Raw genomic sequence first — 10,972 nt, forward strand, 5'->3', positions numbered from 1 at the left:
GGGGGGGGTTTGCTGGGGTTGTTTTTGTTGTGGGGGGGGGGGTGGGGGTGGGTGCGGGGGGGGGCGGCGAGGCCGGCGAGCGGCTGCTGAAGCACGGCCTGATGCGGCTGGTCAAAGCGCTGCCGGTCAGCGTCGCCCCGGACGGCGGCCACGCCAGCCGCTGCCCGCGCGCGGCGCTGGAGCTGCTCTACGACCTGCGGATCCTGGACGACGCGCTGGAGCAGCGCGGCCGTCCGGCGCCCGAGGAGATGATGCGGGCCATCGACCGGCTGGCCGGGGCGGTGCGGTTCTTCACCCTGGCCGACGGGGCGCTGCCCGAGCTGCAGGGCGGCGAGGCCGGCACCCGGAGCTATGTGGCCGCGGTGCGGGCCGGCGAGGGCGGCGGGGCCGCCAAGCCGCCGGCGGCGCGCAACGGCTATCACCGGCTGCAGGGCCGCAGCCTGCAGATCCTGGCCGACGCCGCCGCCCCGGCCCAGGGCGCGTGGAGCGTCACCGCCTGCGCCCAGCCGCTGGCCATGGAGGTGCTGGCCGACGGCCGCCGGCTGATCGCGGCCAGCGCCTGGTCGCCGGAAGCCGCCGGTCCGCAGGCGTTGCGGCTGGTCGACGCCTCCTCGACCCTGTCGATCGCCGACGAGCCGTGCGGCGAGCCGCTGCGCGGCTTCCGCGCCGCCGCCCTGGGGCCGCGGCTGGTCGGGGCCTACGAACATGTCGAGGCGCGCCGCTACGAGACCGAGCAGGCGTTGTGGCTGGAGCTGGCCCATGACGGCTGGGCGCGGCGCTTCGGCCTGCGCCACGAGCGGCGGCTCTATCTCGACCTGGTCGCCGACGAGCTGCGCGGCGAGGACATGCTGGCGCCGGTCAAGCCGGGCGAGATGGGCCAGGCCGGCCGGCGGTTCATCCCGTTCAAGGTCCGCTTTCACGTGCACCCGGACGTCAGCGCCAGCCTGGCGCGGGACGGGAAAAGCGTGCTGCTGCGCAGCGGCGAGGACGACCACGGCTGGTGGCTGCGCAACGACGCCCAGGCCGCCGACATCGAGACCGGCGTCTACTTCCAGGACGGCAAGCCGCGGCGCACCCAGCACATCGTGCTGCGCGGCCAGGCTCGGGCCGACAGCGGCGCCAAGCTGCGCTGGAAACTGGCGAGCGCGGCGCCGGCGACGGCGTAGCTCCCACGGGTTCGGGAATGGCGCCCTGCCGCATTGACCCTGGGGCGCGGGGGGCCTAAGTCGGCGGCGTTCCGTGTGACTGGCGAAATCTTAAGGTGGGCGACCACCGGGGAGCGCGGGACCTCATCACGCCGCTCGCCTGGGCATTTTCCTTTTTGAACCCTTCGAAGGAGACTGCGCCGTGCCCGCCGCCCCGAATTTCCCGCCCGCTCCCGACCGCGTCGTTCCGAAACGCGCGCTGATCTCGGTCTCCGACAAGACCGGACTGATCGAGGCCGCCAAGGCGCTGGCCGCGGCCGGGGTCGAGCTGGTTTCGACCGGCGGCACCCGCGCGGCGATCGCCGACGCCGGGCTGCCGGTGAAGGACGTCGCCGAGCTGACCGGCTTCCCGGAGATGATGGACGGGCGGGTGAAGACCCTGCACCCGGTGGTGCACGGCGGGCTGCTGGGCGTGCGGGACGCGCCCGAGCACGCCAAGGCGATGGCCGAGCACGGCATCGGCGCGATCGATATCGTCTATGTGAACCTCTACCCGTTCGAGGCCACGGTCGCGAAGGGCGGCAGCTTCGAGGACTGCGTCGAGAACATCGACATCGGCGGACCGGCCATGGTCCGCTCGGCCGCCAAGAACCACGGCTATGTGGCGATCTGCACGGAGATCGCCGACCTGGAAGCGGTGCTGGCCGAGCTGAAGGAGGCCGGCGCGACCTCGCTGGCCCTGCGCAAGACCCTGGCGGCACGCGCCTATGCCCGCACGGCGGCGTACGATGCGGCGATCTCGGCCTGGTTCGCCCAGGCGCTGGGCGAGGACGCCCCGCGCCGCAAGGCCTATGCCGGCGAGCTGGTGCAGACCATGCGCTATGGCGAGAACCCGCACCAGAAGGCCGCGTTCTACCGCTTCGCCAACCCGCGCACCGGCGTGGCGACGGCCAAGCAGCTGCAGGGCAAGGAGCTTTCCTACAACAACATCAACGACACCGACGCGGCCTATGAGCTGATCGCCGAGTTCGACCCGAAGGCGGCCCCGGCCTGCGCGATCATCAAGCACGCCAACCCGTGCGGCGTGGCCACCGGGAGCACGCTGGCCGAAGCCTATGAGCGGGCCCTGGCCTGCGACCCGACCAGCGCGTTCGGCGGCATCGTGGCGCTGAACACCAAGCTCGACGCGGCCACCGCGGCCAAGGTGCTGGAGGTGTTCACCGAGGTGGTGATCGCCCCCGACGCCGACGAGGACGCCGTCGCCCTGTTCCGCAAGAAGAAGAACGTCCGCCTGCTGACCACTGGCGGCCTGCCCGACCCGCACGCGGCCGGCGAGGTGTTCCGCTCGGTGGCCGGCGGTTTCCTGGTGCAGAGCCGCGACACCGCCAACCTGACGGCGGCCGACCTGAAGGTGGTGACCAAGCGCAGCCCCACCGACGAGGAAGTGCGCGACATGCTGTTCGCCTTCACCATCGCCAAGCACGTGAAGTCGAACGCCATCGTCTATGCGAAGAACGGCCAGACCCTGGGGGTCGGGGCCGGCCAGATGAACCGCAAGGACTCGGCCCGGATCGCGGCGCTGCGGGCCGCCGACTTCGGCCTGGACCTGAAGGGGTCGGCCTGCGCGTCGGAAGCCTTCTTCCCGTTCCCGGACGGCCTGCTGCAAGCGGCCGACGCCGGCTGCACCGCGGTGATCCAGCCGGGCGGCTCGATCGGCGACGACAAGGTGATCGAGGCGGCCGACGAGCGCGGCATCGCCATGGTGTTCACCGGCGTGCGGGTGTTCCGGCACTAGGGACGGCCCGCCGGGGCTTGCGAGATCAGGTGTTCATGTCCCGGTCTTCGGCTGCGCCGAACCGGGATGACAGATAGAGAAACGCCGCGGATCGGGTGATCCGCGGCGTTTTCGTTGGACCGTGAAGGTCAGCGCCTACTTCGCGTCGACGCTCGCCAGTTCGCGCAGCGCCGCGTTGGCGATGGTGAGTTTGGCGAAGGACCAGGCGCCGCCGGCGGCTTCGATCTCCTCGACCGCCTTGCGGGCGGCCAGGGCGACGTCGGCGCGCTGGGCGGTCCAGGCGGCGATGGCGGCCTGGGCGGCCTCGTCGCTGTCGCCGGCCTTGGCGTTGTCGGCGAAGCTCATCACCGCGCGGGTGACGGCCGCCTGCTCGGCCAGCAGGTCCTCGACCAGGCGGCGGACGGCGGTGCGCTCGAAGGCGTCGCCGGCCGTGAAGCCGCCGGCCGCCGCGCGCAGGCGGTCGAAGGCGAAGACCGCGCCGACCTGGTGATAGAGGCGGGCGGCCGCCTCCAGCTTCCAGTTCGAGGCCTCGGCCAGGTCGACGAGGTCGATGGCGACGGTCAGCGGCTGCAGGCCCGCGACCTGGCGGGCCAGGGCCTCGGGGGCGCCGGCGTCGATCAGGCGCGTGACCTGGGCTTCCAGGCGTTCGCGCTCGACCGGAGACAGGATCGCCGGGACCAGCTTCTTCAGCGCCGCCGCGCCGGGGCCGTAGCGCTTGACCAGGGCCTCGACGCCCTGGCCGCCGCGGGCCGCCCGGCGGGCGAGCCAGAAGGTCTCGCCGCGCAGGGTGTAGGCCAGGCGCCGGTAGAGGGCCATCTGGCCGGCGGCCGGGATCTTTCCGTCGAGCGCCGACACCTGGTCCCAGGCGGCCGGCACGCCGAGCACGGCCTTGGCCGCCTCATAGGCGGTGACGAAGGCGGTGACGTCGCAGGACGCCGCCGCCATCAGCCGGGTCGGGAACGACGGGCCGCAACGGTTGATGGCGTCGTTGGCGACCACGGTGGCGATGATCTCGCGGCGCAGGCGGTGACGGCGCAGGGCCTCGTCGTACTTGCGCACCCCCTTCGGGAAGTAGCCTTCCAGCAGGTCCTCGAAATAGGGGTCGTCGGCGACCGGGCTGTGCGCCATGTCGCCCTTCAGCTCCAGCTTGCCGTAGGCCAGCAGCACCGCTTCTTCCGGACGGGTCAGGCCCTTTCCGGCCTGGCGGCGTTCGGCGATCACGCCGGCGTCGGGCAGGCCCTCGACCGCGCGGTCGAGCTGACCGCGGGCCTCCAGGTGGGCCATGTAGCGGGCGTGGGGTTCGAGCTCGCCGACCGCGTCCAGGTCCATCAGCGAGAGCGCCAGGGTCTGGTCGTAGTTGTGGTCGAGCACGTGGTCGGCGACGTCGTCGGTCATCGACTTCAGCAGCTTGTCGCGCGCCTTGCGGGCCAGGACCCCGGTGCGCTCCAGCATGCCGGTGAGGATCTTGATGTTGACCTCGTGGTCGGAGCTATCGACCCCGGCCGAGTTGTCGATGGCGTCGGTGTTGACCCGGCCGCCGCGCAGGGCGAACTCGATGCGCCCGGCTTGGGTCAAGCCGAGGTTGGCGCCCTCGCCGACCACCTTGACCCGCAGGTCGGCGCCGTTGATGCGGATGGCGTCGTTGGCCTTGTCGCCGGCGTCGGCCTGAGTCTCGCGCCCGCCCTTCACATAGGTGCCGATGCCGCCGAGATAGAGCAGCTCGGCCGGCGCCTTGAGGATCGCGGTCATCAGCTCGGAGGGGGCGAGGCTGTCGGCCTCGACGCCAAGCATGGCCTTCACTTCCTTGCTGAGCGGGATCGACTTCAGGCTGCGGGCGAAGACGCCGCCGCCCTTGGAGATCTTCTTGCGGTCGTAGTCGTCCCAGGACGAGCGCGGCAGCTCGAACATCCGCTGGCGCTCGGCGTAGGAGGTCGCCGGGTTCGGATCGGGGTCGAGGAAGATGTGGCGGTGGTCGAAGGCGGCCTGCAGGCGGGTCTGCTGGCTCAGCAGCATGCCGTTGCCGAACACGTCGCCGGACATGTCGCCGACGCCCACGGCGGTGAACGGCTCGGACTGGATGTCCTTGCCCAGCTCGCGGAAGTGGCGCTTGACCGCTTCCCAGGCCCCGCGGGCGGTGATGCCCATCTCCTTGTGGTCGTAGCCGGCCGAGCCGCCGGAGGCGAAGGCGTCGCCCAGCCAGAAGCCGTAGGATTCGGCGATGCCGTTGGCGATGTCGGAGAAGGTCGCCGTGCCCTTGTCGGCGGCCACCACGAGATAGGGGTCGTCGCCGTCATGGGCGATGACGCCGGCCGGACGGATCACCTGGCCCTCGGGATCGAGGTTGTCGGTGATGTCGAGCAGGCCCGACAGGAAGGTGGTGTAGGCGCGGATCGCCTCGGCGCGGACCACGTCGGGCGCGCCGCCCTTGGGCAGCTGCTTGGGATAGAAGCCGCCCTTGGAGCCGACCGGCACGATCACCGCGTTCTTGGTCTGCTGGGCCTTCACCAGGCCGAGCACCTCGGTGCGGAAGTCGTCGCGGCGGTCGGACCAGCGCAGGCCGCCGCGGGCGACGGGGCCGAAGCGCAGGTGAACGCCCTCGATGTGCGTCGCCCAGACGAAGATCTCGCGATAGGGCTTGGGCAGCGGCAGGTCGGAAAGCTCGCCCGAGGCGACCTTGAAGCTGATGTAGGGCTTGGGCTGACCGTCCGCGCCCAGCTGGTAGTAGTTGGTGCGCTTGATGGCCCCGACCAGCAGCGCCAGGCGGCGCAGCACGCGGTCGTCGTCGAGGCTGTCGACCTGCTGCAGGGCCTGGACGATCTCGTCCATCACCGCGACGGCCTGGGCCGTGCGGGCGGGCAGGTCGGCGCCCGTGGCCGGATCGAACTTGGTGCGGAACAGGTCGAGGATCAGCCGCGCCACGCCCGGGTGGTTGGAGAGCGCGGTTTCCTGCACCCGCTGGCTGGGATCGAGGCCGGACTGCTGGCGATAGCGCGCCAGGGCGCGGATCAGCGCCGCCTCGCGCCAGGAGATCGACAGCTCCAGCACCATGCGGTTGAAGCCGTCGCTTTCGGTGGTCCCGGTCCAGACGGCGGTGAAGGCGTCCTCGAAGGCGGTCTTCACGTCCTCGAACACCAGGTGCTCGCCGTGCTGGTCGTCGAGCTCGAACTCGTGGACGTAGACCCGTCGGCCGCCGGCCGGCATGACCGGATAGCCGCTTTCGACCATGGCCTTGAGACCCATGTTCTCGAGGATCGGCAGCACGTCGGCCAGCGGCGCGGGCGCGCCGGGATGGTAGAGCTTGAAGCGCAGCTGGGTCTTGGAGTCGGCGGCCCGGCGGAAGGCGCGGATGCGCACGCTCTCGCCCGGCTGCAGGCTCTCGATGACGGCGATGTCGGCCAGGGCCTCCTCGGCGTCGTAGCGCTCGCGGTAGCCGGCGGTGAACGCCTCGCCGTAGCGGGCGACCATGTCGGCGACTTGCGCCGTCGCCCGGCCCGAGGCGCGGACGGCGGCGGCGAAGCGGTCCACCCAGGTGCGGGCGGCCGCGGCGATCTGGGCCTCCAGCGACTTCAGGTTCGGCTCGGCGTGGTGGCCGGGCTGGACGCCGATGATGAAGTGGACGCGGGCCAGCGGGCTGTCGGAGAAGGCCGGATAGTAGGCCGAGACGCGGCCGCCATAGGCGTCGGCGAGGATCTCGCCGGCGCGCTGGCGCAGGTCGGAGTCGTAGCGGTCGCGCGGCACGAACAGCAGCACCGAGGCGAAGCGGTCGAACGGGTCGCGCCGCTCGAACAGCCGCACCCGCGGGCGGTCGTAGAGGTGCAGGATGCCGAGCGCGGCGGCCAGCAGGTCGTCTTCCGAGGCCTGGAACAGCTCGTCGCGGGGATAGGTCTCCAGGATGTTGCGCAGGCGCTTTTCGTTGTGGCTGCCCGGCGCCTTGCCGGCGCGGGCCAGGACGTTGGCGACCTTGGCGCGGACCAGCGGCACGGCGTGGGCCGGTTCGTCATAGGCCTCGGCGGTGAACAGGCCGACGAAGCGGATCTCGCCGGAGGGCTTGCCGTCGGCGCCGTAACGCTTGACGCCGACATAGTCCATGTAGCCGCGGCGGTGGACCCGCGAGCGCAGGTTCGACTTGGCGACGATGACCGGGTCCGAGGCGAGGCTGGCCTGGACCTGGGCGGTCAGCAGGGCCGGCTCGGAGGAGCGGCGCAGCACGGTGCGGGCCGGATCGCGCAGCACGCCCAGGCCGTCCTGCGGCTGGAACAGCGGCTCTTCCTTGGCGTAGCCGCCGTCCTTGAGGCGCGGGTACTCGTAGACCCGGGCGCCGAGATAGACGAAGTGCTCGTCGCGCAGCCAGCGCAGGAATTCGAGGTCCTCGTCGCGGGTCGGGCCGGCGGGGGCCTCCTGCAGTTCGGCGATGGTGCGGGCCATCAGCTCGAGCATGGCGGGGAAGTCGTCGACCGCCGCGCCGACGTCGGCCAGCGCCGCGCGCAGACCTTCGACCAGGGCCGCCTCGCGGTCGGCGCCGACCCGCTCGAGGATCACCTGGATCATGGATTCCCGGCGGCCCGGCCCGTCGGCCTGGCGCGCGCCCTTCTTGTCGCGGGCGACCTCGACCACAGGGTGGAACATGGCGCGGACCGACAGGCCCTGATCGGCGATCTCGCCCATCACGCTGTCGACCAGGAACGGGGCGTCGTCCTGGATGATCTCCAGCCGCTCGAGCGCCGGAGCGCCTTCGACCGGGGCCAGGCGGATGATCGGGGCCTCGCCCTTGCGGGTCGCGGCGAAGGCCCAGAAGTCGGCCAGCAGGGCGGCCAGGGCCTTGCCCGGCAGTTCGGGCAGCTCGTCCGGGGCGGCGTCTTCGGCGGCCTGGGCGATGAAGGCGGCCGCGTCAGGCGCGTCGCCGGCCAGGGCGGTGAAGGCCGTGACCAGGGCGCGCTGGGCGCTCGTCAGCTTGGGTCGCTTGCTCATCGGAAGGCCCCCGATGCGAGGGCGCCGCCGGAGGAGAGAGTCCGGCGGCGCGTGGCCCCGCCTTGGGGGGGAAGGCGGAGCGCTCGGGGCTCGCAGCGGCCGGAGCCGCCTTGAATTCGGGGGGCGCCCGAATGGACCTTAGATAGGAAGGAAGCGAACAAGTTGAAGGCCTTGGTTTTCAGTCTTTGGGTTCACGCTTGCGTGAGGGGGGGCGGGTGCGTTTGGCGACCGGCTGCTCGGTCGGCGCAGCGACGAGATGGCGGTCGCGGAGCTTCTCGGGCTGGCCGTCGGCCGACAGCAGCACCGCCAGCCAGCGGGTGCCGTCGAACTGGGCTAGGATCACCATCACCATCACGGTGAGCGGGGTGGAGAGGAACATCCCGGTCATGCCCCAGATCAGGCCCCAGAAGGCCAGGCTGAGCAGCACGACGATCGGGTCCATGTTGAGGCTGTCGCCCTGCATCCGCGGCAGGATGATGTTGCCGACCACGAACTGGATGGCCTGCAGCACCGCCAGCAGGATGATCGCCGGCCAGAAGCTCTCGAACTGGATCAGGGCGAACACCGGCGGGGCCAGGATGCCGACCGCGCCGCCGATCACCGGGATGTAGGAGGCGATGAAGATCAGGAAGGCCCAGAACACCGCGTTGTCGAGCCCGATCGCCATCATCGCGATCCACGACGCGACGGCGATGATCAGGCCGGTGACGGTCTGCACCCAGAGATACTGCTCGACCCCGTCGCGGATGCGGCGGAAGGCGGTCATCGCCTCGTTGCGTTCGGCGTGGTGCGGGAACAGCCCGACCACCTTGCGCTGGAAGCCGCGCCGCGAGGCGATGATGAAGCCCAGATAGATCAGGATGAAGAAGGCGTCGGAAGCGAAGCCCTGCAGCCCCTTGGCGAAATTGGCCAGGTAGGCGCTGGGGTTCAGCCGGTTGAACAGGTCGCTGAGGGTCGGCGGGACGTCCATGCCGAACAGGCCGGCGATCTGGGCGATCAGATTGTTGAGCCGCGGGGTGTAGGTGACCAGCTGGCCGATGAAGGTGCTGGCGTTCTCGGCGACGATCAGGCCCGAAACGCCGAACAGCAGGACCGAGAGCACGATCGCGGCCGGCAGCGCGGCCTTCTCGGACACCCAAGGCAGGCGCGCCCGGATCACCCGCGCGAAGCCGTCGATCATCACCGCCAGGAAGACGGCCAGCGCCAGAGGGGTCAGGATGCCCCGCAGCAGGTACAGGGCAAGACCGGTCGCGATCACCGCCAGGATGACGAGGGAGACGCGGACCGTATGGGACTCTGAGGCTCGGACGGACATGAGATCTTTTTGCGGTGGTGGTTCTCCGAGACTGTCAGTGTCGGAGCCTGCCGCGTCAATTTCGACCATCCCTACCCCGGTTCGACCGACGTGGGGAGTGTCTATGCCGATAAGACGTGCTCCTGCGGTTTATCCTCACCGCTTCCGCAGAAAATTCGGCAATGAGTTTTCGTGAACATTGATCAGGAATGCGAAGCGATGCCTTCGCACCGAGCGAACTCTCTCCGACCTTGCGGGCGGCGGCGGTCGCGAGCGGGGTCGGACGAGGGGCGGAAATGGATGCGCTGCAAGCGTCATCCCGGATGCCGGCTGGGCGGCGGTCAGGGACTCTTTCGCTCCGAATTGAGGATGACATTAAGTGATGCGGAAAGCCTATCGCCGTCGGGCGTGCGGCCCGCTAGCTTCGCCGGACACGAACCTTGCGGAGTTCCCCATGTCCGACGGCGTCCTGATCGGTTTCTCGGATCACCTCGAAAACCTGCTGCTCAACCGGGCCAACCGTCACGGCCTGGTCGCCGGGGCGACGGGGACCGGCAAGACCGTGACGCTGCAGGTGCTGGCCCAGGGACTGTCCGACGCCGGGGTGCCGGTGTTCGCCGCCGACGTGAAGGGCGACCTCTGCGGGGTGGCCGAGCCGGGGACGCCGAACGCCAAGTTCGATGAGCGCGCCAAGCTGATGGGCCTGACGCTCAATCCGCAGGCCGCTCCGACGGTGTTCTGGGACCTGTTCGGCGAGCAGGGCCACCCGATCCGCGCGACGGTGTCGGAGATGGGCCCGCTGCTGATCTCGCGGATGCTCGACCTCAACGACGTGCAGGAGGGCGTGCTGACGGTGGTGTTCCGCGCCGCCGACGACGAAGGGCTGCTGCTGCTCGACCTGAAGGACCTGCAGGCGGCGCTGAGCTTCGCCTCGGAGAACGCCAAGGAGCTGGGCGCCAAGTACGGCAACGTCTCGCCGGCGACGGTGGCGACCATCCAGCGCAAGCTGCTGGTGCTGGAGGACCAGGGCGGGGCCGGGTTCTTCGGCGAGCCGGCGCTGCAGCTTTCCGACATCATGCGCACCGACAGCTCGGGGCGCGGCTACGTCAACATCCTGGCGGCCGACAAGCTGATCGCCAGCCCCCGGCTCTATGCGACCTTCCTCCTGTGGCTGATGAGCGAGCTGTTCGAGGAGCTGCCCGAGGTCGGCGACCCGGAGAAGCCGCGGCTGGCCTTCTTCTTCGACGAGGCGCACCTCCTGTTCCGCGACGCGCCCAAGCCGCTGCTGGAGAAGGTCGAGCAGGTGGTGCGGCTGATCCGCTCCAAGGGGGTCGGGGTCTATTTCGTGACCCAGAACCCGGCCGACATCCCCGAGACGGTGCTGGGCCAGCTGGGCAACCGCATCCAGCACGCGCTGCGCGCCTACACCCCGACCGAGCAGAAGGGGCTGAAGGCGGCGTCCAACTCGTTCCGGACCAACCCGGCCTTCGACACCGCCGAGGCGATCCAGGGGCTGGGAGTCGGCGAGGCCCTGGTTAGCGTGCTCGACGAGAAGGGCGCCCCGACCGTGGTCCAGAAGACCCTGATCCGGCCGCCGGTCTCGCGCCTGGGCCCGATCACCCCGGCCGAGCGGGCGGCGATCATGGGCCAGAGCCCGGTGCGCGGGCTCTACGACACCGTCAAGGACCGCGAGAGCGCCTTCGAGATGCTGAAGGCCCGCGCGGCTTCGGCGGCGGCCGCGGCGTCTGCCTGGTCGGACGCTCGATGCAC

At 70.7% G+C, this 10,972-nt stretch carries 5 protein-coding genes and 1 riboswitch; of the genes, 3 read left to right on the forward strand and 2 right to left on the reverse strand.

The features are described 5' to 3' along the window. The coding region (locus OUA97_RS22350) for a heparinase II/III domain-containing protein (protein WP_267234295.1) at window positions 1–1,166 on the forward strand (1,166 nt) is incomplete at its 5' end. A gap of 65 nt (window positions 1,167–1,231) precedes the next feature. Beyond that, a riboswitch (ZMP/ZTP riboswitch) is annotated at window positions 1,232–1,318 on the forward strand. A 29-nt stretch (window positions 1,319–1,347) separates the two neighbouring features. Beyond that, window positions 1,348–2,940, forward strand: coding sequence for a bifunctional phosphoribosylaminoimidazolecarboxamide formyltransferase/IMP cyclohydrolase (purH, locus tag OUA97_RS22355; protein WP_267234296.1), 1,593 nt, complete (start codon window positions 1,348–1,350; stop codon window positions 2,938–2,940). A gap of 135 nt (window positions 2,941–3,075) precedes the next feature. On the opposite strand, the gene OUA97_RS22360 is transcribed toward purH, so the two are convergent. Beyond that, complete coding sequence (locus OUA97_RS22360) at window positions 3,076–7,908, reverse strand: NAD-glutamate dehydrogenase (RefSeq protein ID WP_267234297.1); 4,833 nt, start codon at window positions 7,906–7,908, stop codon at window positions 3,076–3,078. 178 nt (window positions 7,909–8,086) lie between these two features. Next, window positions 8,087–9,223, reverse strand: a complete 1,137-nt coding sequence (locus tag OUA97_RS22365) for an AI-2E family transporter (RefSeq protein ID WP_267234298.1) — start codon at window positions 9,221–9,223, stop codon at window positions 8,087–8,089. A gap of 433 nt (window positions 9,224–9,656) precedes the next feature. Here OUA97_RS22365 and OUA97_RS22370 point away from each other — a divergent pair. Then, window positions 9,657–10,972: helicase HerA-like domain-containing protein (locus tag OUA97_RS22370; RefSeq protein WP_267234299.1), on the forward strand; the 1,316-nt coding region annotated here is incomplete at its 3' end.

Source organism: Phenylobacterium sp. 58.2.17 (assembly GCF_026411515.1).
GTDB lineage: Bacteria > Pseudomonadota > Alphaproteobacteria > Caulobacterales > Caulobacteraceae > Phenylobacterium.

Bases quoted from the DNA above. Each gene is read 5' to 3' on its own strand.
- OUA97_RS22360 (WP_267234297.1), bottom strand. From the start codon at position 7,908: ATGAGCAAGCGACCCAAGCTGACGAGCGCCCAGCGCGCCCTGGTCACG.
- OUA97_RS22365 (WP_267234298.1), bottom strand. From the start codon at position 9,223: ATGTCCGTCCGAGCCTCAGAGTCCCATACGGTCCGCGTCTCCCTCGTC.